Genomic DNA, 26,833 nt, shown 5'->3' with positions numbered 1-26,833 from the left:
AACTGGTTTGATAGCCGATTAGCCAACGGGAAACCAGCAACCCGAAACCTTAAATTATTTTTTCACATGGTCTTGGTTAAAATGCAGCCCCACATTCTCCCGCCGCGCCATCGCCATTTTTAGTACTAAATACGATACATTGATCATGTTGCGAAGCTCCATAATCGGCACCGACACTTTCGATTGCCAATAGAGTTCTTCGTGTTCTTTATAAATCAATTCCACGCGGTCGTGTGCGCGTTTCAAACGGCGGTTGGTACGGACAATCCCCACGTAGTTAGACATAATTGCTTCCAACTCTTTGGTCATTTCGGTCACCAAAATCGCCTCTTCAGGATGCGTCGTACCCTCGTCGTTCCATTCGGGAATGTTTTCAGGAATATGCGCATCCGATAGGTTTTCGATTGTTTTTACAAACGCCCGATGCGCAAATACCACCGCTTCAAGTAACGAATTAGAAGCCAAGCGATTGGCTCCGTGTAAACCAGTACAGGCACATTCGCCAGTGGCGTACAGATAGAAAATATTGGTTTGTCCAAACTCATTGACTTTGATTCCGCCGCACATATAGTGTTGGGCTGGAACAACGGGGATATAATCCTTCCGAACGTCGATACCTAATTGTTCTTTACAATAGGCAGTGATGTTGGGAAAGTGTTCAATAAATTTTTCGTAATCACAATGCGTCACGTCGATGTACACGTGTTCGTCTCCGTATTTTTTCATTTCGGAGTCAATCGACCGCGCCACAATGTCACGCGGAGCGAGCGACAAACGTGGGTCGTAATGCTCCATAAATGTTTCCCCTTTTTTGTTACGGAGAATGCCTCCAAAACCTCGTACTGCTTCCGAAATCAAGAAGTTAGGCTTTTTGCCAGGTTGATAAAGCGCCGTTGGGTGAAACTGAATAAACTCCATGTTGTCGCACACGCCCTTGGCGCGGTAGGCCATTGCAATGCCATCACCCGTTGCAATGCGAGGATTGGTCGTATTTTGGTAAATATTGCCAATGCCTCCTGTAGCCAACATAGTCGTTTTGGCCAAAAACTTCTCAACTTTCCCCGTTTTGGTATTTAGTACATACGCACCAAAACATTTAATATCATCGCGGTGGCGATAGACGGTTTCACCCAAGTGGTGTTGCGTAATCAAATCGACGGCGAAATAATGCGTAAATATCTGAATAGAAGGATGGCGTTTTACCTCATCGAGCAATGCCCGTTCGATTTCCGCTCCCGTGGCATCTTTGAAGTGCAAAATTCGGTGGTCAGAATGCCCACCCTCTTTGGCCAAATCATAATCGCCGTCAGCTTCTTTGTCGAAGCGAGTTCCGTACGAAATCAGCTCCATGATGCGTTCGGGGGCTTCTTTGACCACAATCTCAACGATATTTCGTTTACTGATGCCACCTCCAGCCACCATCGTATCTTCGATGTGCTTTTCAAAAGAATCTTCTTCCGACCACACGGCAGCAATACCCCCTTGGGCGTATTTGGTGTTGGTTTCATCGGCTTGTACTTTAGTGATGACAGCAATAGAAACTTTTTCTTGTTGGGCATCAAAATGGCGCGCCAACTTGGCGGCGTAGCTAAGGCCCGCAATCCCCGAACCTACCACTAAAAAATCGAACTGAGGCATATTGATGTAGAATGACGAAGGTTTGAAATACGAATGTTAAAGTCTTAATAAAACCAAAACTACCAATACAGCGGCGACTGCACAGGTGGTGATTACCTAGAAATGGCGCGGTTGTCTGCGCCTGCAAGGATAAAGAATAAATCAGTAAAAATTTAATTTTTTGAATCATTTTGTGTTTCAAAAACCAAACCGCTATATTTGCAGTCCGATTTTCGCCTCATAATGCCCGTTTATATAGTTAATTAATTGATTTTCAACGAAAAAACACTTAACAAAGTGGATACACTCAGTTACAGAACCGTTTCGGCTAACGCTGCTACCGTACAAAAGGAATGGATAGTAGTAGATGCTAAGGGTGAAGTTTTGGGTCGTTTGGCTAGCCAAATTGCCAAAATTTTACGCGGTAAGCACAAGCCGTATTTCACTCCTCACGTAGATTGTGGAGACAATGTAATTGTCATCAATGCCGATAAAGTGCGTTTGACTGGCAAGAAAATGACCGACAAAGAATACGTTCGCCACACAGGTCACCCAGGTGGTCAGCGTTTTGCTACTCCGCGTGAAATTTTGGCCAAACAACCACACAAAGTCATTGAAATGGCGGTGAAAGGTATGTTGCCAAAAAATCGTCTTGGTCGTAGCATTTACACTAATTTGCACGTGTATGCAGGTGCAGAACACCCACATGCCGCTCAACAACCGAAAGAAATTAAATTTTAATCATGGAAGTTACTAACACAGTAGGTAGAAGAAAAACATCCGTAGCTCGCGTTTACGTATCAGCCGGAGAAGGAAATATCAAGGTGAATGGCCGTGAGTTTGCTGAGTACTTCCCAATCGAAACGCTCCAAATCATTTTGAAGCAGCCTTTGACAACCGTTAATGTAGCTTCAAATTATGATATTAAAGTGAACGTTCGCGGTGGTGGTGTTCGTGGTCAAGCTGAGGCAACTCGCATGGCGATTGCTCGTGCATTGTGCGAAATCAATGTTGAGTTCCGTCCAGCTCTTAAGAAAGAAGGATTCTTGACACGTGATGCTCGTATGGTTGAGCGTAAGAAATACGGTCGCGCTAAGGCTCGTCGTCGTTTCCAATTCTCGAAACGCTAATACCTGCCCTCCTCCCCCAACGGGGTTGTGGGAATTTGTCCAGACTGCGCTTATGGTGTCCGTTGCGCGGTGCTGCGTATTCAAAATTTTTCTAACAACATTTACATTTAGCTAATAAAATGGCACAATTAGAGTACAAAGACCTGTTGGATGCAGGTGTACACTTTGGTCACTTGACACGTAAGTGGGATCCCCGTATGGCTCCATATATTTTCATGGAGAAAAACGACATCCATATCATTGACCTTAATAAAACAATCGCATCACTTGACGAAGCTTGCCAATACGTAAAAGGCGTAGTTCGTTCAGGCCGTAAAGTGATGTTTGTAGCTACTAAGAAGCAAGCACAAGAAATCGTGTCGGAAGAAGCACGTCGCTTGAAAATGCCATTCGTAACCGAGCGTTGGTTAGGTGGTATGTTGACAAACTTCGCTACCATTCGTAAGTCATTGAAAAAAATGCAGAGCTTGGAGAAGTTGTTGGGTGACGAAGCTACTGCAAGCAATATTGCAAAGCGTGAGCGCCTTATCAAAGGTCGTGAGAAAGATAAGTTGGAGCGTTTGTTGGGTGGTGTAGCTGATTTGACGCGCTTGCCAGCAGCTTTGTTTGTAGTAGATGTGAAGCGTGAGCACATTGCAGTAGCTGAAGCAAAACGTTTGGGTATTCCTGTCATCGCAATGTGCGATACAAACTCAAACCCTAATGAAGTAGATTTCGTAATCCCCGCAAACGACGATGCTTATAAGTCAATCTCATTGATTACCCTTGCCATCGGTAAGGCAATCGAAGAAGGACTCATCGAACGTAAGCAAGAGCGCGATGACGCACGTATGGCCGAAGAAGAAGACGCGAAGCGTTCGGAAGACACAGGTTCAGAAGCGCCAGCCGCCAAAGCTCCAGTAGCTAAAGCAACTGACGAGGACTAAGAACTCAATATATATACCACCGCTTCGGCGGCGGTCGGATAGCCCGTAGCTGCTCATAGGCTATGGGCTATTCCGTTTAACGATTTCATAAAGTAAGAGGTGAAACAAATACAAAACCGATTGCGTAGTTTTACCAAGTCACTTATTTTATTGGAAATCAGTACTTATTAATCATTAAATTACTAAAATTAACTTTTATAAAAAATGGCAATTACCGCAGCAGATGTAAACAAGCTCCGCCAAATGACTGGCGCTGGTATGATGGATTGCAAAAAAGCCCTTACCGAAGCAGATGGTGATTTTGAGCAAGCGGTTGACATCCTTCGTAAACAAGGTCAAAAAGTAGCAGCCAAACGCGCTGACAACGTTGTATCTGAAGGCGTAGTATTGGTTCATGTAAGCCCTGATGGCAAAAACGGCAAAATCGTTGCATTGGCTTGCGAAACTGAACCTGTATCAAAAGTAGAAAGTTTCCAAAATTTGGCCATCAATATCATGAGCCAAGCAGTAGCTACTAACGCTGCTGACAAAGAAACACTTTTGGCAACTCCTCAAGCCGACGGCCAAACACTTCAGGAGCTTATCACAGAATTGATTGGTAAAATCGGTGAAAAACTTGAAGTAATAGGTTACGAAAACGTAACAGCTGACGCGATTAGCTCATACATTCACTCAAACAACAAGCGTGGTGTATTGGTCGCATTTGATGGCGTAACTGAAGGAACTGACCTTTCAGAAGTAGGTCGTGACATTGCGATGCAAATCGCAGCCATGAAGCCAATCGCAGTGGATAAAGGCGATGTGGATGCAGCTGTCATCGAGCGCGAAATCGAAATTGGTAAAGAACTAGCCCGCAACGAAGGCAAAGCAGAAGCAATGCTTGAGAAAATCGCATTGGGTCGTTTGAACAAATTCTACAAAGAAAATACTTTGTTGAACCAAGAATTTATCAAAGATGGTTCTTTGACAATTTCTCAATTATTAGACAAAACTCAAAAAGGTCTTACAATTAAGGCATTCAAGCACATCGCTATCGGCGCCTAGTTTATTCCTTTTAGATATAACTAATACCCTCAGAAAATTATATCTGAGGGTATTTTTATTATATAAATAAACGTATTTAGCTTATTAAATAGCCATAACGAGCAAAATTAAATGCCTCATTGTGTGCAGTGTTAGAAGATTTTCTGTATTTTACTTCAATTTTTCTTGTTACTCTAAACCTATCTTACCGTCCTAATGAGCGTACACTCAATTGGAATGAATCACTATACCGACGAGCAGTTGGTGCGCATGTATGTTGACACGCAACGCAACACTTTTTTTGAAGCACTTTATGAGCGATACGCCGATAAAGTGTATAGGAAGTGTCTGTCTTTTGTGAAAGACCAGGCAAAAGCGGAGGACTTTACCCACGATATTTTTCTAAAATTAATCGTACGGATTGGCACGTTCAAAGAGTCTTCAAAATTCTCTACTTGGTTATTTTCTATTACCTACAACTATTGCATGGATCAGTTGAGGTTAACTAAGAAAATGGCCGAAGATGAATTGACCGAAACTATTGATGTGGCCGAAGATGGAGATGATATTGAAGAAATAGAAATGGATGCTAAACGGCTTCGTCAAGCTTTGGATGGGATTTCGCACGAAGAGCGAACAATTCTACTCATGAAGTATCAAGACGACTTTAGTATCAAAGACATCGCCGATACTTTTGGGTTGACTGAGAGCGCCGTTAAAATGCGACTAAAGCGCACCAAAGAAAAGCTCAAGAAACGCTACCTCGAAGGCGCGATGTTCACAATGCTGATTATAACCAAATTAACCATCTTAGTGAAGTGGTGGCTGAAACACTAACATTAGGAATACTAAAATCGCAAAATGAATAATCCTTTTTTCGACATCGACCCCGACGATAAGGTACCCGAGTCGCTAAAAAAAGCAATCGTATCAGAAATTGACACGATTAGAAACACTATGGAGCTTGTAACGCTCTATGTGGGGCATTTTTTTAGTGCCGCTGGTGCCATGGCAAGCAATGAGCTAAATAAAGCTGTACCTAATCAAGACAAAACCTCTAGCTAGAATGAAACAATTACCCAACCTCACCGAAATACTCATTAGTACGCTTACCAAACTAATCAATCAATTTGTAGAGTTTGTCCCCCGCTTTATTTTCGCTGCTTTTATTTTGTTGATTGGCTATGCCGTCGCCAAAGGGTTAGCAGTGATTACAAGTAAGGTATTAGCGCGCGTAGGGTTTGATAAAATTGGTGATAAACTCAACGAAGTTAGTATTGTAAAACAGCTTCAAACGGAAATTAAACTAAGCCATATTGTATCAAAAGTATTGTACTACTTTATCATGCTTGGTTTTGTTACGGATGCTACGCGTACATTAGGAGTCGGTGCTATTACAAGTTTGGTAGAAAAACTTGTCAATTTTGTTCCCCAACTTATTGTAGCGGCAATCATGCTTCAAATTGGGGTATTGGTCTCAGAGGCCATTAAAAATGCGGTGGTATCTATTTGTAAATCCTTTAATGTACCTTCGGCAAAATTGATTGGCTCAATTGTCTTTACCTTTTTCTTGGTGATTACCATCATCAGCGCCCTTGGCCAAGCAGGTGTCAATACCGAATTGTTAGAATCGAGTTTTAATCTTCTGATGGGTGGAATTGTTTTGGCCTTTGCAGTTGGATACGGCTTTGCCTCAAAAGATATTTTGGCCAACCTGCTCTCTTCATTTTACAATAAAAACAAATACCAAGAAGGTCAGATCATTCAAATAGACGATGTCAAAGGAAAAATCATTGCCCTTGATACCACCTCTATTACCCTCGAAACGGGCGAGTCAAAAACCGTCTTCCCATTGCAAGCATTGCAATCAAAAAAAGTAGAAATTTTTGACAAATAGAATAAATCGCACTGAAAACAAATCAGTTTTGCCATGAAAAAAGTTAGTACATTAGTTGTAATGATGGTCCTTACCACGCTCGGAGCTTGGGCACAAGAAGCCGTCAAAGACACCAGTTACTGGAAGAAAAAATCACAGTTTGGGGTAAATTTAAGCCAAGGTACATTTAGTAATAGTTGGCAAGGTGGGGGTATCAACAACATTGCCTTGGGGGTGTATCTCAATTCTAAAGGTGAATATACGAGAGCACGGAAGAACTGGGTCAATGATTTTCAGTTCCAACTAGGAGCTATCCAAAACCGAGGAGATGCTTTTCGTAAAAGCATTGACCGCCTCTTCTTTGATTCAAAGTACGGTTATAAACTAGGCACGAACTCACAATGGTTGTTTTTTGCCAATGTAAACTTCTTGTCGCAAGTAGCCAATGGTCGCGACTTTACAAACGATAGACGGCCGTTTATCTCTGGGTTCTTTACGCCAGCCTACATTACCGAAGCCATAGGGTTGGAATGGAAACCAAATAAGTTTTTCAACATGCAGTTTGCCCCAGGCGCCATTCGTCAAACGATTTTGGGCAATAAAGATCTCTACTTAGACATTGACCGTTTAAGTCCAGAATACAAGTTTTCCAACTATGGTGTTGAGCGTGGAAAAGCCATTCGGAACGAGGTGGCAATAATGCAATTGGTGATGAACTACAACAAAGATTTGGTGAAAGATGTCAATTTAAAATGGCGTTATCAGGCTTTTGCCAGTGCCAAAGACTTAGCAGCCATCGACAATCGTTTGGACGCCCAATTAACTGCAAAGTTTGCCAAGTATTTCAACGTTAACATTGGCTTAATCGCCATTTATGACCAAGATCAAATCGCTAAAATGCAGCTGGCACAATCCATCAACTTTGGCTTTTTGTACAGCTGGTAATTGAGCATTTAAAATGATTTTGTAAATTAGCTACGCAACCCTAAACAACTACTAATTATGCTTCAAGAATTCAAAAAGTTTATTGCCCAAGGAAATGTCCTAGATTTGGCCGTCGGGGTATTGGTAGGTGCTGCTTTCGGAAAAGTAGTAACTGCTTTTATGGATGACATCATCAATCCTGTCGTAGGACTAGCTATTGGTGGCGTTGATTTATCAGCCCTCAAAGTAGTATTAAAAGCCGCAGATCCTGCTACCCAAACCGCCGAAGTGGCAATACGCTACGGTAGCTTTATCAATGTTGGTATCCAATTTTTGATTACAATGTGGGTAATCTTCCTCATTGTGAAGGCGGCCAACAAAGCCAAACTTTCAAACTCTCTAGCTCCCAAAGAATAATTAGCTTTTTATCATTTACCCAGGCCCTGTTTACTCCATGTAAGCAGGGCTTTTTTATATACGTATTTCTACGTGTTTTATCAAGTGGTAGTACGGCATTATCAAACCAAACAACCATATAAATGACTGATTTTCAAATAATTACATCCATATACGTATTTATACGCGTTTTACTCCCCTCTTTTTTTCTAGTATGTTTGTGATGTCAAATTAGATGGCAAGCCCCTATCCCCCTCACGCTAAAACTGACATTATCATGAACACACAACCTCTACTTACTAGCATCCCTACTTCTTCGGGGACACATTCAAACAATAGCATTATTATTCCGAATGGTACGCGTCAAATAGTAATTCCTATGAGTCAGTTGGTGTGCATGGAAGGCTCAGGAAACTATGCCTATATTTATACAAGTGACGGAAGACGGTATTTGGTGTCTAAAACACTGAAGAGTTATGCAGATATTTTGGACAAGACCGTGTTTTTGCGTGTTCACAAATCTTGGATTATCAACTTGGCATTTTTGCAAGATTACTGTGAGGATGACCGATCATTGCGGTTGCAAGGGGGAAGAGAGATTGCCATATCACGCCGTCGGATTCGCGAAGTGTGCCCAGTATTGAGGCGTGCAGCTTAGTCAGAAAACAATTCTATCAGAATAAAGATTTTTTTTTAGTGGGTTAATTGATAAAATATCGTCCTGCCGACTCATCGGCAGGACGAATTCATTTTAGAACAGGGTGAAACCCGCCGTAAGTTGCCACAACGACACTTTGCTGTTGAACTGCGCATTGTTCTGTAAGTTCAATTGCGAAATATTAGAAAGCCCACTTTCGTAACGTAAATCAATATTGAACGACCGAATGTCTAAACCAATACCTGCTTGGTATCCAAAAGTGGCTTGTTCGATGGTCTTGTTGATATTCTGAGACGAATATACTTTCAGGGCATCTCCCAATTGGCTTCCTTGTGCAACGTTGAGTGATGCCATTGGACCCGCATTAAAACGCAATGGCCCCAATTTAAAACCTACCAAAACAGGAATATCAATCTGGCTAAACTTCACATCTACATTGACGGGAGTGGTGCTACCACTTTTAAGAATTTCAAATGTCCCTCCTTTTGATGACAAAAGAATCTCTGGCTGAATGAATAATTTTCGACCAATACGGGCATAAGCTCCGACTACGTATCCTGTACGATTACCTGAGTTATTTTTAAAAAAATCTTGAACAGATGCTCCTGGACGCGTGATGCTCAGTCCTTCGGTTTGAAGTTGTGAGAAGTTTGCTCCTCCGCGCACACCGACAAAAACTAATTTGCGATTAAATTGCGCATTGGCTTGTAAAGCAGCAGATAGAACCAAAAACGCCAAAATTACCTTTTTCATGGTTTGTTATAGAGAGTTATTGTGTAAAAATAATAACAATGATGACGGATTAACGCCCACAGTATCGTCGAGATTGTTTACAGAATTTTCTAAATTTGAAAATGATACCAATCTTACTTAAAAAACGCACCTCTTACACCTCCTTAACCACTCATAAAAATCTTACAAATAGCACCCAACTACCTCATACATTTGAACCGTTAAATCAATGAATCAGTCAAAACATTCAAGCAAACCCACTGTTTTACAGCACATTAATTCATAGATATGCTATTCTCACTTGGTTCTGTTAAAATAGTTTCGGTACTTCGTCTGTTACTTGGCAGCCTAGTTATTACATCAAAAAACAATTAACAATCATTAACCACTCATGGAACCTCAACAAGAACGCGGATTTTGGTCACAACTCACTACTTTTTCAAAAGTACTCATCTTTTTGGTCGTTGCAGGCGTGTTAGGTGGCTCTGCTTGGTATATTTTGAAAAACGGAAAAGAAGAAACAGCAACAACGACGGCCAGTGCTGATACAGTTGCGGTATCAGATGGAGCAAACACTTCGGTTTCGACGGATAAAGTTGCTTCGGATAGCAAAGAGCCCTCGAAAGTAGAAGAGAAAGCGCAGCCTAACGTAAACGACGTGGCCGTTGACGAGGCTCCTGCGGCGGCAAAAGCTGCCGAACCTGCAAAAAAGGTGACGACTACGGCACCTAAAAAGACAAAAGCAACGACCAAAAAATCGGTGACGAAAAAAGAGTCGGCAGAACCAACAAAACCTAAAAAGAAGTCGAAAAACAACGAAGATGTTGAAGTAGATATCTAGGGTTAAAATTTCTCTAAACATGAAAAAATACATACATAAAGGCTTACTTATGCTACTTGCTTTTTGCATGGTAGCCTTACAAACAATAGCACAAACGCCCAAATACGCGGGTTATCGCGGCGGGTTTGACATCGGCTCACAGGGAGTAAAACTGTCAGTGATGGGCTTTTATTTCCAAAACAACAAACTGCGCTATAAACTCGTCTATGACCGCCAAGAAACCGTAGGTTTGGTAAAAGGGATGGAAACCAACGGGGGTAAACTTCGTCCCGCTGACATTCAAGAAGCGATTGCTTTTGTACAAGAAATGATGGAAGATGTAAAGTCGGTGTATAAATTGACCAACAAAGACTTTATCATTTATGCGTCTTCGGGGGTGAATATTGCTTCTAACATTGGCGATTTAGACGCACTAGCCCAGAAAAACCTCGGTATGCGCGTCAACATCAACATGCCTGCCAAAGCCGAAGCCACCTACGGCGCAAGGGCAGGGTTGGCCCGCGAAGACTTCGATTCGGCAATTTTGGTGGACGTAGGCGGAGGAAATACCAAAGGGGGGATTTTGCAGAAATACGTAGGGGCCGATGGTCGCGAACGCTATACCTTCAAATCGTATAACATCGAGTACGGAGCCCGCCGCTTGTCAGAACGTATCTTGAAACGTACCAACGGATTTGAGTCCTACGTACAAGATTTGAAAAGTATGGTCGAAGACTCAATTGCGCCGTTGATTCGCTCGTCACTCAACGATAATCCTGAGATTCGCTCGGCGACGCGCAACATCGTTTATACCACAGGTGGGGTTTCGTACCAATTTATCACGTGGTTGGTTCCCGAAAAAGTCCAAGACGAAATCATCGAGTTTAAATACGACGATTTATTGAAGTTTTATAACATGCTTCGCATGCCCGACGGATGGTCGGAGTTTGAAACTCGAAAATTTGATAACGTCAAGGATGCGAAGCTGAAAGAGTTGATGGTGCGCGACCTCGACAAAGCCACCAAAAAAGTATATAACCGCGATGCGTGCCTAGCGGGAATTTCGCTGGTGTTGCAAGCTATCCGAGAAATCGGAAATCCCGAACGCAAGACGTTCTATTTTACCAGAGATGCGTATTGGATTAATACCACCGTTTATGATACGTACAAAGGTGATTTTCAAGCCAAATAAACTTATTTTTGACAAAGTATAACCAACTTTCTTTTCTCATGGACAATAATCAAGCATTGACAAAACTGAGCGACCTGCCTATCTTAAAACATTTAGATGGCGGAGAAAATAAATTAAAAGTGTTGCCAGAAAACATGGCCAACTGGAAAAAAGGCGAAAAGTCGATTGCCTGGTTTGTGGGGCTTATCCTGATGCTGGGGATTTTATACGGCTTTTTCATGTTCGTACTTCCCGTCATCGTAGCGGCTTTTACAAAGGCACTGGCCGCATTGGTGGTTGTAGGTACGGTGGTATTAGGCGTAATGTTGGCGCCGTTTATTTTTAAACTATTCCGTCGATTGGTGCGCGGATTGCACAAGTTTCTGATTAAAGTAGATCCCTTTGGAGAACTTGACGACCAGTTAGACAAAATGAAAGATTCGCGTCAACAATTTGAAAAGGTAAAGGCCGAAATCAACGCTTGTAAGATTCAGATGAAACAAGAAGCCGTAAAAGCCGAGAAACTAGCCAAAGATGCGGGTCAAAAAGTAGTGTATTGCCAAGAAGAGGCCAAAGCATTGAAAGTAAAGTTAGACAAAATGATAGAAAAGGGTGGTGACGCCGCGCGCGAAACTGACGATTTTGTCCATTTGGAAGGTAAACTCAACGCGGCCATTGGTGACGGAAATCGCGCTGTATCGGAAGCCGAAACCTATAAGCGATTGGTGGATACTTTTGGTTCTCGTGCCAATGTGTTTGCCAAACTTGACCGCAAGTTGGTAGGCTACGGCCACGCATTTGACGAAAAATTGAAAGACTTTGCCACAAGCATCAACTTGCTTAAAACAGAGTCTCGTGCGATGGCAGCGGCTAACAACGCAACAACCCGCGCCCGCAAAGTGCTAGGACAAAGCCAAGATTGGCAGTTGGACTACGCATTGGAAGTGATTTCAGGACAAATTGCCAGCGATATTGCCAGCACCCAAGCAAATATTCGCGATTTGGACAGCATTGTGAGAGACTTTAATCCAAACGATGAACGTGCCTATGCTCGCCTAGAGACGTTTGCCAACCAAATCAAAGGAGGCGAGTTTGAGGTAAGCGACTCCAATCGGATTTCAAACCCCAATTATAAGCTCACTTCGGAGCAGAAAAATGCGGGCGGCGGTATTACGGATATTTTTAACTAGGATGACGCAACTTCCCGAAAGCTACAACCTTTCGGGAAGTTTTTTTTGACGCAACCCATGACCTTACAACAGTTTTTTGACCGAATTGGAGAACGCCCTGATTGGGTGCTTTTTTATTTTGCAGTAGTGCCATTGATGGCGTTTTTGGCAGGACTTCTAGGCAAAAATGAAGGGCACCTTCCGCCTTGGAATTACTTTTATGCGTTCTTGATTTATTTGATTTGTATTCCAGGGATTTTCTCCGTTACGCTCAATGTGTATCTATTTTTGTTTGAACGACGAAGCATCTTCGATTTCAACATTTACACCCAGATTCTCCCTTTTTTCTCCATGTTTCTGACCCTTTGGCTGATTCGTCGAAACGTGGTGTCGTTTGATTACATCCCAGGATTTCAGAAGCTCAGTGGTTTGGTATTGATGATTTTTGCCACCATTGCCATCATGTGGATTGTTGACCGCACACGCATAGTAGTATTTTCGTACCTCAAGTTTGAGTACGTACTGGTCATTTTTGCGTTGCTTCTTGTATTGTTGCTGTGGGGATGGCGCAAGCTCTTTGGCTAACCACTACAATTCCTCTACCGAACCAGCCCCCAACTCTTGCAGAAGGGTTGTCCAATACTGCGTCACCGTGGGGTTGTTTTCTTTGGTACTGCTTGTGGGCTCAAACGGCAACGCAATTTTGATAGAAGATGCACTCAAGGCATACTGCTGCATTTGTTTAGCGTCGGCCTTGGCCCATTCGTCGGCTTGCGCATTGTCTTTAGGAGGGTTTGAGTGAAAATCGCGGCGATTGGTACCTTTCATGCTTTCAATCATGTCACTTAGGTAATATACCCGTACTTCAGCGCCCGTTTCAGCGGCTTTGGTAATAACAGGTAGGCTGGCCCAAATATCAGTTTGGCGCTGCGATACGCCTACATTTTGCACATTAAGTTTTGCCAACAATTGCTTCAAGAAAATCATGCGCTCGCGCTGGATACCAAGGTCGGCGGTGGTTTCGGCTGCTTCGCGGTCAGTGGCGTTCATGTGGCTGACATCATCCACCTCGGTACGACAAGTGAGCGACAACGCGCGGGCTTTTTGGGTATTTTCGTGAATAAAATATACTTCCATTTTATCGCCTTTCTGGTGAATGTTTTGTTCAACCAAATCGGTGAGAATCTGCTGGTATTTTTGCGTAACAAAGGCTTTGTTCACGTTTACACTTTGGGTTTTATCCATAAACACCAAGGTATAAATGGGGCCTTCGGTAACGGGCTTTTTTTCGTTTTCAGTAGAACAGGCAAAAAATAATGCACTTGTAGCGAATACAATGAAGTAGGATAAGAGACGAGTCATGGCTATGTGAGATTTGACGCGAAGGTGGTGATTGCGGTGTTAATTCGCAATCCAAAACGGATGAGTGGTTTAATTATTGCAAAATAAGAACGAAAAAAGCCCTTAACCAAACGAGCTAAGGGCTTTTTTCAAAGGTAGTTAAGTCCTACCAGCAGTGTCTATCTTACAAGTGAATCACTTCGCCATAAGCGGCAGCCGCGGCTTCCATGATGGCTTCAGACATGGTTGGGTGAGGGTGAACCGATTTAACGATTTCGTGGCCTGTCGTTTCGAGGTTACGAGCTACCACTACTTCGGCAATCATTTCGGTTACATTGGTTCCAATCATGTGTGCACCAAGCCATTCGCCGTATTTCGCGTCGAAAATCACTTTTACAAATCCTTCGGGAGCACCAGCTGCTTTGGCTTTACCTGAAGCCGAGAACGGGAATTTTCCGATTTTAACTTCGTAGCCCGCTTCTTTGGCAGCTTTTTCGGTGTATCCAACCGACGCAATTTCAGGTGAGCAATACGTACAGCCTGGGATATTGTTGTAATTGAGTGGGTGCGGATGCTCTCCTGCAATTTTTTCTACACAAATAATTCCTTCGGCTGAAGCTACGTGCGCCAAAGCTTGGCCTTTGGTAACGTCGCCGATGGCGTAGTAACCAGGAACGTTGGTTTGGTAATAATCGTCGGTAACGATTTTGCCACGCTCCAACTTAATACCCGTTTCTTCCAAACCGATGTTTTCAATATTTGCGACTACACCCGCCGCAGAAAGTACCACATCGGTCTCAATTTTGATTTCGCCCGAAGGAGTTTTTACGGTCGAAACGCAACCTGCGCCGCTGGTATCTACTTTCTCTACGCTAGAGTTAGTATAAATCTCAACACCAAGTTTTTTGTATTGTTTTGCCAACTCTTTCGAGATTTCTTCGTCTTCTACTGGAACGATGTTTGGCATAAATTCTACGATGGTTACTTTCGTGCCCATGCTTGCGTAAACGTACGCAAACTCAACACCGATTGCTCCTGAGCCAATCACCAACAACGACTTAGGTTGTTTTTCGAGTGACATGGCTTTGCGGTACTCGATGACCTTCTGACCGTCGATAGGTACATTAGGCAATTGGCGTGCACGGCCTCCCGTGGCAATAATGATGTGGTTGGCAGTATATTCGGTTTTTTTACCGTCGTTTTCTACTTCTACTTTTTTGCCAGGCTTAACGCGTCCGAGTCCGTCAATGATGTCGATTTTATTTTTCTTCATCAAAAAGTTCACTCCTTTGCTCATCCCGTTGGCAACGTCACGGCTACGCTTAATGACAGCACCGAAATCAGCTTCTGCGCTACCTACCGTGATACCATAATCTTTGGCGTGGTTGATGTACTGAAAAACTTGGGCACTTTTAAGCAATGCTTTGGTGGGAATACAGCCCCAGTTCAAGCAAATTCCACCGAGGTGTTCTTTTTCAACGATGGCTGTTTTCAAGCCCAATTGTGAAGCACGGATGGCAGCCACGTAGCCACCAGGCCCGCTGCCGATAATTATTACATCGTACTGTGAAGCCATTTCTTCTAATTTTGAGTAGTTGGATGTTCGAATTGTGGGGAGATTGTTGCTGGGAAAGCAAACAACCTCCCTGAAAACGAACGCAAAAATAGGCTTAAAAGTTGGTTTGACAAGTAACTATCCGCAAACCCTAACCGAGCGGCCCATCTTGGTCGGCAAATGGCTGATTGTAGAGGCGTTTTCCTGTAGTTTTGAAAATCGCATTGGCCAACGCTCCTCCCGTTGGTGGAAGTGCAGGTTCGCCCAAACCTGTGGGTTCGATGCCGTTATTCACAAAATGAGCTTCAATGTCTGGCACTTCATTGTATCGAATGAGGCGGTATTTGTTGAAGTTCTCTTGTTGCGGAGCCCCGTCTTTGAAGGTCAAGTTGCCGTACATAGCGTGGCCAATTCCATCGACAATCGCGCCATAAATTTGGTTTTTGGCACTACTTTCGTTGATGACGATTCCGCAGTCAACGGCAGCATACACTTTCTTTAACACAGGCTTTCCTTTGGCCATCGTCATTTCTGCAACCTGCGCCACGTACGAAGCATGGGAGAAATAAACGCTAAAGCCTTGAGATATTCCTTTTTTCTTTTTACCCCAACCTGATTTTTCAGCTGCCAATTTAATCACCTCACGGAAGCGCTTAGTTTCGTATGTGATTTTACCGACGGGGCTCTTTTCGGCTTTGTCCAACAGCTCAAGACGGAATTGAACGGGGTCTTTGCCCGCCGCCGCCGCAACTTCATCCAAAAACGCTTGTTCGGCATAGGCCAAGAAGTTGGTGATAGGTGCTCGCCACGGGCCTGTCGTAATCGGAGATTTATGATCTGAAGATTGAATCAACAAGTTATCGACAGCACCAGCGGGGAAATTGTCTTGACGCGTCGAATTACCCGCGTTCATACCTGCTCCGTGGAGCATGAAGCCCGTCATGTTTCCCGCTTTGTCGATGGAAGCTTTGAAACGATAACGAACGGCAGGACGATAGATTCCGCCTGTCATGTCGTCTTCGCGCGTCCAAGTTACTTTCACGGGCGCTTTGATGATGCTCGAAAGCTCCGCTGCTTCAACGGCATAGTCGGTATTTAGTCGGCGGCCAAAGCCCCCTCCCATGCGCGTAAGTTCTAACGTTACTTTTTCGGGCGCGATGTTGAGCATTTTGGCAATTTGCTTCTGCGCTGCTTCGGGCGTTTGGCTTGGCCCTGCCAACTCAATGCTATCGCCTTTGAAATGAGCAAAGAAATTCATGGGCTCCATGGGCGAGTGCGGCAAAAATGGGCACTGGTACTCGGCTTCAATAACCTTGTGGGCATTCTTAAAAGCAGCCTCGACGTCGCCGTCTTTGCGTTGAACGGTGACGTTGGTGCCGTTGAGCATTTCTTTGAACAAACGGTCGTGGTCGGCAGAACTTTCAAGGTCTTTTTCTTTTTCCCACTCAATTTTCACCGCCTTGCGGGCTTGCATTACTTCCCAGTTGGTTTTACCCACAATCGCCACTTTGTTTCCAAACGAAACGACATTGACAATCCCTGGCATTTTTTTGGCTTCGGTGGCATCAAACGACTTGAGTTTAAGACCGAAAGCAGGAGGGCGTTGAACTTGGGCGTGGAGCATACCTGGGCGTTTGTAGTCAATCCCAAATAGGTTTTTACCCGTCAAAATATCCTTGTTGTCAACCCCTTTGACACGACTTCCGATGAGGCTAAAAGAGGAAGTAGCTTTGAGCTTTACTTCTTTTGGAACGGGCAGTTTAGAGGCCGCAACGGCAAGATCACCGTAGCTAAGTTTTTTGCCAGAACTGTGTACAACCATTCCTTTCTGGGCGTTGCATTCGCTGGCAGGCACGCCCCACTGCTGCGCAGCTGCTTCGATAAGCAATGCGCGGGCCGTAGCGCCTGCCTTGCGGAGGCGTTCCCACGAGTGGCGAATCGCACCGCTTCCGCCCGTCAGTTGGCGTTCAAATTTTTTCGTATCAAGCGGTGACTGTTCGACTTTTACCTTTTCCCAGTCGGCATCAAGTTCTTCGGCAACGATGATAGGAAACGCCGTTTTAATGCCCTGACCAATTTCGGGATTGGGTGAAAATATGGTAACAGTCCCTGAGGGAGAAATAGCTAAGTAAGCGTTAAAGTCGATGGCGTCAGCGGCTGCTGTACCTACCACTTGAGGTTGAAAAGCCTCCGAGGAGAACCAACTAAACCCCAACACCAAGCCACCACCTGCGGCGGCAGTTGTTTTAAAAAAATCTCTTCTGGATTGATTTGTGCTCATGTTCGTAGGGTTATTTTTTCATTTTGGTTGCCGCCACTTTTACTGCGTCGTGGATACGGTGGTAAGTGCCGCACCGACAAATATTACCGACCATCGCTTCCTCAATGTCCTTATCAGATGGGTTGGGATTTTTAGAAAGCAAGGCCGAAGCTGTCATGATCTGTCCCGCTTGACAATACCCACATTGTGGAACATCCACTTCGTCCCAAGCTTCTTGGACGGGATGAGTACCTTTTTCTGAAAGCCCTTCAATAGTCGTGATGTTGGCGGCAGAAACCGCCGAAATTGGAAGCACACACGAGCGCGTTGCATCGCCGTTGACGTGTACGGTACAAGCACCGCACATGGCCATTCCGCAGCCGTATTTAGTGCCAACTAAGTCGAGGTGGTCGCGCAATACCCACAGAAGCGGGGTATTGGCATCGACATCAACAGGATAGTTTTTGCCGTTGATTTTGAGTTGAAATAATGCCATGTTAGAGAAGATTAAAGTTGGAACTATAACATAAAGTCAGTCTAAAAAGTTAGCCTTGATACAATGAAAGGTTATTTTTCGCGACGAATCGTGGGAGATTCAAGATTAATAACCCAACTAGGTAACAGCTTGATACTTTGGGTGGTTGATTTCGTCTAAGTCTAAAAGCCAGACTTAACACAAAAGTAATTCATCGTCAAAGTTTATCTATAAAAGGATAACTTTGTTTAAAATTAGTAACTCATGGCCTTACAAGACAAATACGTTAATCCTTTTACTGATTTTGGTTTTAAGAAACTCTTTGGTTCTGAACCAAATAAGGATTTGCTGATCGATTTTTTGAATGAAGTTGTACTGCCGAGCCGTCATAAAATCGCTGATTTGTCGTATGCTAAAAACGAACATCTTGGACAAAAAGAGCTCGACCGAAAGGCCATTTTTGACTTGTATTGCGTAGGAACAAACGGAGAGCGTTTTATTGTAGAAATGCAAAAAGCGAAGCAGAACTATTTCAAAGACCGTAGTGTGTTTTATGCTTCCTTCCCAATTCAAGAACAAGCACAGCGCGGGGATTGGAATTTTAAACTAGCTGAGATATATACGGTTGGGATACTAGACTTTGTTTTTACGGAAGACAGTGATAAAAAAGAAGTTCGTCACGAAGTAAAGTTGAAAGACCAACACAATCGTGTTTTTTACGAAAAGCTGACGTTTATTTACCTCGAAATGCCCCATTTTACGAAGACGGAGGCTGAACTCGAAACGCCTTATGATAAGTGGTTGTATGTTCTAAAACACTTGCCTTATTTGGAAAAACGTCCTGTAGCTTTGCAAGAAAAAATTTTCACTAAACTGTTTGAAGCGGCCGAAATCGCGAAGTTTTCTGCGGCTGAGTTGGCAGGGTACGAAGCCAGCCTAAAATATTACCGAGATTTAAAGAATGTGATTGATACCGCAGCTTCTGAGGGGCACCTTGCTGGTTTGCAAGAAGGTCTAAAACAGGGTATCGAACAAGGCATTGAGCAAGGGCGAGAACAAGGTAGAGAACAGGGGGTGATTGAAAGTAAGAAGACGATAGCACGTTCTGCACTTGCTGAAAATATGCCCGTTGAAATAATTATGCGCCTAACAGGATTAACCCCAGAAGAAATAGAGGCATTGCGCTAGTTTATAAAAGTTGCCTTCCATTTTCAAACAAAGTGTTCGATTTCGAACACTTTTTCTTTTTTTAAACAAATCTAATATTCTGATAAATAGACAATTGACTTCTGGTATGGGTATTGAAGCCATTAAAAGAGAAACAGCCAAAATTTTTCAAAAATGGACAGAGAGTTACCAGAAGAAAGTAAAAAGCAACAATCGCGCCGACGCTGGCTTTGGATAGTCGTAGGCACAGGCGGAATTGTCCTTGCAGTGTGGTTACTGCGAAATTCCTTTGGAAATAGCATAGACCAAAAAGACGTGCGACTCGCTACCGCAGAAGTGGGAGATGTCGAAAACACGCTCACGGCCTCAGGTGAAGTGCAACCTGATTTTGAAGCTGTGATTACTAGCCCCATTACGGCCGTGATTCAGCAAACGTACCTAGAGCCTGGGGCTTCGGTGAAAGTAGGTGACAAGATTCTGGAGTTGGACAAAGAGTTTACCCAACTAAGTTTTGACAAACAAAAAGACCAACTCGAACTAAAGCGTAACGGCATTGTCAAACTTCGCTGGGAGTTGGATAAAAGTGTCTATGACTTAAAAATCAATGACTCCATCAAAGGCTTAAAAATCAATAGCTTTCGGGCGGAAGTTGAAAATGCCAAGCGACTCTTTCGCGCAGGAGGAGGTACACGGGAGGCCATTGAGCAAGCAGAACAGACGTTGCGGATTGCCCAACTTGAAAAACGCCAACTCGAAAACGACATCCGTATCAAACAACAAACGGTGAAGGCCGACATCAAAGAGTCGGAAATTGAGGCACAAATTCAGGCGAAAGATTTACAGGAACTTCAGCGCAAATTACAACAAGCAAATATCACGGCGAACCGCTCGGGGGTGTTGACGTTTGTTAATAAAAATATTGGTTCCAAGGTCGCAGAAGGGGAGGTTTTGGCGCGTTTGGCCGACTTGGGTGGTTTCAAAATCATTGGAGCTATTTCGGATAATTATGCCGAACAAATCCGAATCGGTATGGGAGTCGTGGTCAGGGTCAATGAGACGTTGCTTAGAGGTACGTTGACGAATATCTCTCCTTCGGTTCAAAACAACATCGTCAATTTTGACATTCAACTCGACGACAAAGGGCATAAACTTCTACGCCCTAAAATGAAGGTCGAGGTCTTTCCGATTACGGATGCCCACTCTAAAGTCGTTCGGGTTGCCAATGGTTCGGGCTTTACGGGCGTGCCTGTACAGGATGTGTTTGTACTTCGCAACGACGGAAAAGCCGAGCGTCGCACGGTAAAGGTGGGCTTAGCTAACTTTGATTATGTCGAGATTTTGGAAGGTATTAAAGCGGGAGAGAAGGTGATTATCTCAGACATGAGCAAGTTTAAAAACGCGAAAGAGGTCAAACTTACTCCCTAACAGCAGCATGAAAAACAGATATCTATTCGCATTTATTGCACTTATACTCCCCTTCTGGGGACAAGGGGGGCTGCTTTGGGGACAAGGTGGACTGACACTTTCGGAAGTAGTAGAAATGGCTCGTAATCAGTCGATTTCGGCGCGGCAAGCGGCCACGACGAAAGAAACGAAGTACTGGGAATACCGCACGTTTTTGTCGAACTACAAACCACAACTGACGCTCAACGGAAATTTGCCCGCTTTTAGTCGGTCGTTTATCGAAGTACGTCAGCCCGATGGGACGATTCAGTTCCAACCCGTGCGCAACAACAATTCATCCCTTAATTTATCCCTAAGCCAGAGCATTGCAGCGACGGGTGGAAGTATTTATGCCACGTCGCAGTTGCAGCGTTTTGATGATTTTGACCGTAAAAATACCCTTTACAACGGTACTCCTTTTGCCGTTGGGTACATGCAGCCGTTGCTACGCTTCAACTCGTTTAAGTGGGATAAAAAAATTGAGCCTTTAAAATTTAACGAAAGCCAACAAGCCTACGTAGAATCGTTGGAGAAAATCTCGTTGCAGGCCAGTGGATTGTTTTTCGATTTGTTGTTGGCGCAAGTCAATTTACAGATTGCCGAAACCAACTTGACCAATACCGATAATATCCTAAAAGTAGCCAAGGAGAAGTTTGAATTGGGAAAAACAAGCCGTAACGAAATTCTTCAATTGCAGTTGGAGTTGCTCAAAACCCAAAAAGCAGTAGGCGTGTCAAAGCGTGATTTGGAAATCGCGTCGCTCAATTTGAAAAGTTTTATCGGTCTTCAAAACGAGGGAAAGATAGTTTTGAATACGCCGCGCCCTCCTATTGCAATGGTATTATCAACGGACAAGGCCATAACGGAGGCGTTTGCCAATCGGGCCGATGCCATTGGGTTTAGCCGTCGGAAGTTAGAGGCCGAGCGCGCTGTATCCAAAGCCAAAGGCGACAACGGGCTCAATGCTACGCTGATGGCCACGATGGGATTTTCGAACCGAGGGCTAACCGTGCCTGAGCTGTACCGTAAACCCCAAGACCAACAAACCGTTGAACTACAACTTGACATCCCGATTTTGGACTGGGGACGGTCGAAGTCACGTACCAAAACCGCCGAAGCACAGCGCCAATTAACACAGTATGCTGTGGAGCAAGACCAACAAAATTTTCGTCAAGAAATTTACACCCAAGTATCGCTCTTTGAGATGCTTCGCGACCAGTTGGCGCTCACTATTGAAGCCGATAGCATTGCCTCAGAAAAATACAAAATAGCCCAAGAACGCTACGTATTAGGCAATTTGAGCATCACCGACTTGAGCATTGCTTTTACCGAAAAAGACCAAGCCAAACGCGACTATATTTACGCCCTGCGCGATTATTGGGGCGCTTACTACAAGCTTCGGCAGTTGACTTTGTACGATTTTGAAACCAACAGCCCTTTAGCCCCCCAAGGGAGAACCAAGTAGAGTAACTAAATAAAACAATAAACCATGATACAGCTAAAAAACATCGAAAAAGTCTATCGCACAGCCACGATAGAGACCGTTGCGCTCAACAAAGTGAATTTGGACATCGAAAAAGGAGAATTTGTGTCGATTATGGGGCCTTCGGGTTGCGGAAAAAGTACCCTGCTCAACATCATCGGGCTGCTCGACGAGCCTTCGAAGGGGCAAGTGGAAATCGACGGAAAACAAACTAATGGTCTTTCGGATGCGCAATTGGCGAGTTTTCGGAACCAAACCCTCGGGTTTATCTTCCAAAGTTTCCATTTGATTAATGACTTACCTGTATTGGACAACGTAGAATTGCCCTTGCTCTATCGCAACGTGTCGAGTGCCGAACGCCGCCGCTTGGCCTCGGAAGCACTCGAAAAAGTAGGGTTGAGCAATCGAATGAAACATTATCCCAACCAGCTTTCGGGGGGACAAAAGCAACGCGTGGCCATTGCGCGGGCCATTGTGGGTCAGCCCGAAATTATCTTGGCCGATGAGCCAACGGGAAATTTGGACAGCAACATGGGGAACGAGATTATGGACATTTTACTCACGCTCAACCAGCGCGATAAAGCCACGATTGTGATGGTAACGCACGACGAAAACATGGCCAAACGCACCCATCGTTTAATTCGATTATTTGACGGTTCACAGGTATCCTAATTTTTAAAGCTATGCTATTTAACTACCTCAAAATCACCCTTGCTGTCCTAAAACGTCGAAAGTTTTTTACGTTTATCAGCCTGTTTGGTATCAGTTTTACCCTCACTATATTGGTGGTGACAACTGCTTTTTTTGACCATTTGGTCGCCGCTGGTTATCCTGAAGCTAATCGTGACAATTCGCTTTACGTCTGGAATATTAAAGAAAAAGATACCAAAAACGGCGGCTCTAGCTCAGGGCCTGTGAGTTTTTCGTTTATCAACACCTACATTCGGACGCTCAAAACTCCCGCCAAAATAGCGGCGGTGAGTATGTTTAACAACCTTAATATTTACCTGAATAATCACAAAATCAAGGTAATGTATCGCTATACTGATGCAAATTTTTGGGACGTTACCTCGTTCGAGTTTTTGGAAGGAAAAAGCTACACTGCTCAAAACATCGCCAACAACGACTACGTAGTGGTAATCAACGACCATGTGCGTGACCAATACGTAGGCAAAGGCCAGTCGGCAGTAGGAAAAATGATTGAAATTGACAACGTAAACTACCGCATCATTGGGGTTGTTAAAGGATGCCCAGTGACACGTCTTCACACAACTTCGGATTTGTATTTTCCCTATAATACGTCGAAAGCGGACTTAAAAAAGACGAGCTTACGGGGGGATTACATAGCCCTTATTTTACCCAATAACCCCGAAGATAAGCTTAAATTACAGGAAGAATTTAGGGCGGTTGCGGCCAAAATCAAACCCACAAAGACAGGCGACAAATGGTTTAATCCTGACAAAATATACGTGTTTGCCGATACCTATTTTGTAAGCTTTACCCGAGAACTCAAAGGTTCGGGTGACGGTGATGGCTCTGCGTTCATTATCTCCATCCTGATCGGAATCATTTTCTTGTTCATGTCACTACCTGCCATCAATTTAGTCAATATCAACATGAGTCGAATCATGGAACGAGCTTCCGAAATTGGCGTCAGAAAGGCTTTTGGAGCATCGAGTAAAAGACTGGTCATGCAGTTTGTGATTGAGAATATCATTCTCACGTTCATCGGTGGTTTCATCGCCTTGATTTTGTCCTCGCTCGTGATTTTTTACATCAATCAAAGCGATCTCATTCCTTACATCGACCTAAGTTTCAACTGGAAAGTATTCTCGATAGCCATTCTAATCAGCCTACTATTTGGCTTATTATCAGGAGTTTACCCTGCTTGGAGGATGTCAAAGTTACAGGTAGTAGATGCGTTAAAATATTAAAAGCCATGATAAAACATTTGTTTAAACTCATCTGGAAGCGAAGAAAAAGTAACTCCCTGATGATGACCGAAATTTTCTTTTCCTTCTTGATTTTGTTTGCCGTATGCTCGCTTGGAGTGTATAATTTTCAAAACTACATGACGCCCGCTGGGTTAGAAACCAACAACGTCTGGGTGGCTTTTATTAACTTCAATACAGCAAATGATACGGCCAAAGTACAGTACAAAGAGCTGGTTAGCCAACAATTAAAGCAGTATCCTGAGGTAGAAAGCTTTTCTTATACGAGCTCAAACGCGCCGTTTACGTTTAGCACGATGAGCAACAGCGTGGCTTATAATAAGAAAAAAGTATCGAGCGATGTCATCACAGTAGAACCCGATTTCCCCAAAGCAATGAGTATGACAATAGCCCAAGGTCGTTGGTTTACCAAGGCCGATATGGCGGGCAACTTTGTCCCTGTGGTCATTACCAAACATTTGGCCAAAGACTTGTTTGGTACAGAAGACGCCGTTGGGAAAATCTTCGGAGATGGCGAAGAGGCGGCAAAAAGTAAAAAAATGAAAGTGGTAGGCGTAGTCGATTATTACAAACACAAAAGTGATTTTCAAGAACTGGATAATAGCCTCTTCCGACCCTCTGAAAAGTGGGACGATACGATGGTGCTAAAGGTTAAGCCAGGGAGTGGGGCGGAGGTTGAGGCCAAAATTGTGCGCGAATTGGCGCGCCTTGGCAAAGACTGGACGATTGAGATTCAGCAGATGGACGGAATGAAATCTAACCGTAATAACCTGGTGTTGGTACCCGTCATTATCTTGTTGATTATCTGCGGCTTTTTGGTTTTTAACGTTGCTCTAGGGATGTTTGGGGTGTTGTTTCAGACCATCAATCGCCGTAAGCAAGAAATTGGCGTTCGCCGCGCTATGGGCGCTACTAAGGGAGCAATTTTATGGCATTTTATTGGAGAAACGGCCGTTATCGCCACGTTCGGTTTGATTTTGGGGTTATTTTTTGCCGTTCAATTTCCGTTACTCAATGTTTTCGACATCGAAGCAAGTGTATATTTGATTGGGATGTTACTGGCGGTAATTTTTATTTACGTTTTGGTTGGGATTTGTGCCTTTTACCCAAGCCGCCAAGCGTCAGTGTTGCAGCCCGCGGTGGTGCTTCATGAAGAATAGCCTAAAAAGCAAAATGCAAGGGGCAAAATGCAAAAATCCGAAGAGCAAAAGGCAAATTTCTCTTTTACTTATTGCAAATTTGCCTCTTGCTCTTTGTTAATTTACTTCCATGCTTCTAATCATTGACGACGATATTGCCGTTTGTACTTCCCTTTCGCTTTTGGCGCGGAAGGAGGGGTTTGACGTGGCCGTGGCGCACAACCCCGACGACGCGTTTCGGATACTGAAGCGGCACGAAGTGACATTGGTATTGCTCGACATGAATTTTTCCAACGAAACTTCGGGCAGAGATGGATTACAAATGCTTCAGGAGCTAAAAACCTTGAAACCATCGCTGCCCGTGATTCTCATTACGGGCTGGGCTACCATCGACTTGGCCGTACAAGGAATGAAGCTCGGCGCGGCTGATTTTATCAACAAACCTTGGCAAAATGCGCATTTGATGCAGTCGGTGCGGACAGCGCTGTCTCTGGCCAATTCAGAAGCAAAGGGCAAGGAGGAAAAGATAGAGGAAAACACAAATTATTCACCGATTGCCCCTCGCCCTTTGCCCACTGCGCTTTCCCGCCGTGCGTTGGACAAACAGTTTGATTTTGGGCAAATTGTGGGTGAATCACCGCAATTGGTCCAAATTTTACAAACGATTGGAAGAATTGCCCAAACCGACGCTTCTGTACTGATTTTGGGAGAAAGCGGCACGGGGAAAGAGCTGATTGCGGAGGCCATCCACCAAAATAGCCAACGCAGTAAACGACCGTTTGTAAAGGTAAATTTGGGCGGCGTTTCGACCAGCCTTTTTGAGTCCGAAATGTTTGGGCACGTGCGCGGAGCTTTCACCGACGCTCGCTTTGACCGAACGGGACGTTTCGAAATGGCTAATCGAGGGACGATTTTTTTAGATGAAATTGGTGAATTAGACGCCAGTAGTCAAGTCAAGCTGTTACGGGTATTGCAAGACCGAACCTACGAAGTGCTGGGAAGTAGTAAAACCAAATCGGTAGATGTACGCGTGATTTGCGCTACGAACCGTGTACTCGAAGAAATGGTGGCAAAAGGGACATTTCGGGAGGATTTGCTGTACCGAATCAACCTGATTACGGTGCATTTGCCTGCCTTGCGCGAGCGCCCCAATGATATTCCACTGTTGGTGGAGTTTTTTGTGGATAACTTACGCCAAATCTACCAACGTCCCCATTTACAAGTGACGCGGGAAGCGCTTCAGTGGTTAAAAAATCTGAACTTGCCAGGCAACATTCGACAACTTAAGAATTTGGTAGAACGAACCGTACTGATTAGCCACCGCGACGTACTGACGATTGACGATTTTCAGCAAAATTACCAAGGTGCTAAAAATTCAACACCTGCTACTTCGTCTTCGACACTTCCTGATGTAGGCAGCATGACGCTCGAAGAAATGGAAATCCAGATGATTCGTCGTGCCATGGAGTTTCATCGAGGGAAAGTGGCACGGGTAGCCAAGTCGCTGGGTATCACCCGCTCGGCCTTGTACCGACGATTGGAAAAGTTTAATATCCCTTTTGAGGATGAGTAAAGT

At 44.1% G+C, this 26,833-nt stretch carries 27 protein-coding genes; 21 read left to right on the top strand and 6 right to left on the bottom strand.

Annotated features, from left to right (window positions below; genetic code table 11):
• Positions 1-54: 54 nt before the first annotated feature.
• On the bottom strand, positions 55-1,638 hold the full coding sequence (gene nadB, locus K339_RS0118295; protein ID WP_028524897.1) for an L-aspartate oxidase: 1,584 nt from the start codon (positions 1,636-1,638) through the stop codon (positions 55-57).
• A 276-nt stretch (positions 1,639-1,914) separates the two neighbouring features.
• Between nadB and rplM the strand changes: the two genes are divergently transcribed.
• The 10 genes from rplM (at position 1,915) to K339_RS0118245 (ending at position 8,550) form a co-directional block, all read left to right on the top strand.
• A complete protein-coding gene (gene rplM / locus K339_RS0118290) occupies positions 1,915-2,358 on the top strand; it encodes a 50S ribosomal protein L13 (RefSeq protein WP_028524896.1) in 444 nt (147 codons plus the stop codon).
• 2 nt (positions 2,359-2,360) lie between these two features.
• Positions 2,361-2,747 (top strand): 30S ribosomal protein S9, encoded by a 387-nt coding sequence (rpsI, locus tag K339_RS0118285; protein ID WP_028524895.1) that lies wholly within the window; start codon positions 2,361-2,363, stop codon positions 2,745-2,747.
• 119 nt (positions 2,748-2,866) lie between these two features.
• Positions 2,867-3,673 carry a 30S ribosomal protein S2 gene (rpsB, locus tag K339_RS0118280; protein WP_028524894.1) on the top strand — a complete coding sequence of 269 codons (807 nt, stop codon included), beginning with the start codon at positions 2,867-2,869 and terminating at the stop codon, positions 3,671-3,673.
• Positions 3,674-3,877: 204 nt separating this feature from the next.
• Positions 3,878-4,717: a translation elongation factor Ts gene (gene tsf / locus K339_RS0118275; RefSeq protein WP_028524893.1), complete on the top strand. Its 840-nt coding sequence runs from the start codon at positions 3,878-3,880 to the stop codon at positions 4,715-4,717.
• Positions 4,718-4,912: 195 nt separating this feature from the next.
• Entirely contained in the window at positions 4,913-5,533 is a 621-nt protein-coding gene (locus tag K339_RS0118270) for an RNA polymerase sigma factor (protein WP_229598769.1), read from the top strand.
• Between the two features lie 24 nt (positions 5,534-5,557).
• The gene (locus K339_RS34085; RefSeq protein ID WP_037301054.1) at positions 5,558-5,761 is read left to right on the top strand and encodes a hypothetical protein; all 204 of its coding nucleotides are present in this window, start codon (positions 5,558-5,560) and stop codon (positions 5,759-5,761) included.
• Between the two features lies 1 nt (position 5,762).
• A complete protein-coding gene (locus tag K339_RS0118260; protein WP_028524891.1) occupies positions 5,763-6,593 on the top strand; it encodes a mechanosensitive ion channel family protein in 831 nt (276 codons plus the stop codon).
• 33 nt (positions 6,594-6,626) lie between these two features.
• Positions 6,627-7,517, top strand: a complete 891-nt coding sequence (locus K339_RS0118255; protein WP_028524890.1) for a DUF3078 domain-containing protein — start codon at positions 6,627-6,629, stop codon at positions 7,515-7,517.
• 57 nt (positions 7,518-7,574) lie between these two features.
• Entirely contained in the window at positions 7,575-7,913 is a 339-nt protein-coding gene (gene mscL / locus K339_RS0118250; RefSeq protein WP_028524889.1) for a large conductance mechanosensitive channel protein MscL, read from the top strand.
• Positions 7,914-8,169: 256 nt separating this feature from the next.
• Positions 8,170-8,550, top strand: coding sequence for a LytR/AlgR family response regulator transcription factor (locus K339_RS0118245; protein WP_037301173.1), 381 nt, complete (start codon positions 8,170-8,172; stop codon positions 8,548-8,550).
• A 93-nt stretch (positions 8,551-8,643) separates the two neighbouring features.
• Here the strand turns inward: K339_RS0118245 and K339_RS0118240 are convergent, their stop codons facing one another.
• Positions 8,644-9,303, bottom strand: a complete 660-nt coding sequence (locus K339_RS0118240) for a porin family protein (protein ID WP_028524887.1) — start codon at positions 9,301-9,303, stop codon at positions 8,644-8,646.
• Positions 9,304-9,673: 370 nt separating this feature from the next.
• Between K339_RS0118240 and K339_RS0118235 the strand changes: the two genes are divergently transcribed.
• The 4 genes from K339_RS0118235 to K339_RS0118220 are packed head-to-tail and all read left to right on the top strand — an operon-like array spanning position 9,674 to position 13,027.
• Positions 9,674-10,123, top strand: coding sequence for a hypothetical protein (locus K339_RS0118235; protein ID WP_028524886.1), 450 nt, complete (start codon positions 9,674-9,676; stop codon positions 10,121-10,123).
• Between the two features lie 19 nt (positions 10,124-10,142).
• Entirely contained in the window at positions 10,143-11,294 is a 1,152-nt protein-coding gene (locus tag K339_RS0118230; protein WP_028524885.1) for a Ppx/GppA phosphatase family protein, read from the top strand.
• A 38-nt stretch (positions 11,295-11,332) separates the two neighbouring features.
• The gene (locus tag K339_RS0118225; protein ID WP_028524884.1) at positions 11,333-12,463 is read left to right on the top strand and encodes a hypothetical protein; all 1,131 of its coding nucleotides are present in this window, start codon (positions 11,333-11,335) and stop codon (positions 12,461-12,463) included.
• Between the two features lie 57 nt (positions 12,464-12,520).
• Positions 12,521-13,027 carry a hypothetical protein gene (locus tag K339_RS0118220; protein ID WP_028524883.1) on the top strand — a complete coding sequence of 169 codons (507 nt, stop codon included), beginning with the start codon at positions 12,521-12,523 and terminating at the stop codon, positions 13,025-13,027.
• 3 nt (positions 13,028-13,030) lie between these two features.
• Here the strand turns inward: K339_RS0118220 and K339_RS0118215 are convergent, their stop codons facing one another.
• From K339_RS0118215 to K339_RS0118200, 4 genes are all read right to left on the bottom strand, one after another.
• Entirely contained in the window at positions 13,031-13,804 is a 774-nt protein-coding gene (locus tag K339_RS0118215) for a hypothetical protein (RefSeq protein ID WP_028524882.1), read from the bottom strand.
• A gap of 163 nt (positions 13,805-13,967) precedes the next feature.
• Positions 13,968-15,359, bottom strand: a complete 1,392-nt coding sequence (lpdA, locus tag K339_RS0118210; protein ID WP_028524881.1) for a dihydrolipoyl dehydrogenase — start codon at positions 15,357-15,359, stop codon at positions 13,968-13,970.
• Between the two features lie 130 nt (positions 15,360-15,489).
• Positions 15,490-17,619 carry a xanthine dehydrogenase family protein molybdopterin-binding subunit gene (locus K339_RS0118205; protein WP_028524880.1) on the bottom strand — a complete coding sequence of 710 codons (2,130 nt, stop codon included), beginning with the start codon at positions 17,617-17,619 and terminating at the stop codon, positions 15,490-15,492.
• A 10-nt stretch (positions 17,620-17,629) separates the two neighbouring features.
• Entirely contained in the window at positions 17,630-18,094 is a 465-nt protein-coding gene (locus K339_RS0118200; RefSeq protein ID WP_028524879.1) for a (2Fe-2S)-binding protein, read from the bottom strand.
• A 243-nt stretch (positions 18,095-18,337) separates the two neighbouring features.
• On the opposite strand from K339_RS0118200, the gene K339_RS0118195 reads away from it, so the two are divergent.
• The 7 genes from K339_RS0118195 to K339_RS0118165 all read left to right on the top strand — a co-directional run bounded on the left by K339_RS0118195 (position 18,338) and on the right by K339_RS0118165 (position 26,830).
• Entirely contained in the window at positions 18,338-19,261 is a 924-nt protein-coding gene (locus tag K339_RS0118195) for an Rpn family recombination-promoting nuclease/putative transposase (RefSeq protein WP_028524878.1), read from the top strand.
• Between the two features lie 153 nt (positions 19,262-19,414).
• A complete protein-coding gene (locus K339_RS0118190) occupies positions 19,415-20,665 on the top strand; it encodes an efflux RND transporter periplasmic adaptor subunit (RefSeq protein ID WP_028524877.1) in 1,251 nt (416 codons plus the stop codon).
• Between the two features lie 7 nt (positions 20,666-20,672).
• Positions 20,673-22,148 (top strand): TolC family protein, encoded by a 1,476-nt coding sequence (locus K339_RS0118185; RefSeq protein WP_028524876.1) that lies wholly within the window; start codon positions 20,673-20,675, stop codon positions 22,146-22,148.
• A gap of 24 nt (positions 22,149-22,172) precedes the next feature.
• Positions 22,173-22,838, top strand: coding sequence for an ABC transporter ATP-binding protein (locus K339_RS0118180; RefSeq protein ID WP_028524875.1), 666 nt, complete (start codon positions 22,173-22,175; stop codon positions 22,836-22,838).
• An 11-nt stretch (positions 22,839-22,849) separates the two neighbouring features.
• Positions 22,850-24,100 carry an ABC transporter permease gene (locus K339_RS0118175; RefSeq protein ID WP_028524874.1) on the top strand — a complete coding sequence of 417 codons (1,251 nt, stop codon included), beginning with the start codon at positions 22,850-22,852 and terminating at the stop codon, positions 24,098-24,100.
• Positions 24,101-24,105: 5 nt separating this feature from the next.
• On the top strand, positions 24,106-25,278 hold the full coding sequence (locus K339_RS0118170; protein ID WP_028524873.1) for an ABC transporter permease: 1,173 nt from the start codon (positions 24,106-24,108) through the stop codon (positions 25,276-25,278).
• 109 nt (positions 25,279-25,387) lie between these two features.
• Complete coding sequence (locus K339_RS0118165) at positions 25,388-26,830, top strand: sigma-54-dependent transcriptional regulator (RefSeq protein ID WP_028524872.1); 1,443 nt, start codon at positions 25,388-25,390, stop codon at positions 26,828-26,830.
• Positions 26,831-26,833 lie beyond the last annotated feature (3 nt).

Origin of the sequence: Runella limosa DSM 17973 (assembly GCF_000482465.1) — a bacterium.
Lineage (GTDB): Bacteria > Bacteroidota > Bacteroidia > Cytophagales > Spirosomataceae > Runella > Runella limosa.
Note: the sequence above shows the minus strand (reverse complement) of the source record. Positions and strands in the feature narration are given on the sequence as shown.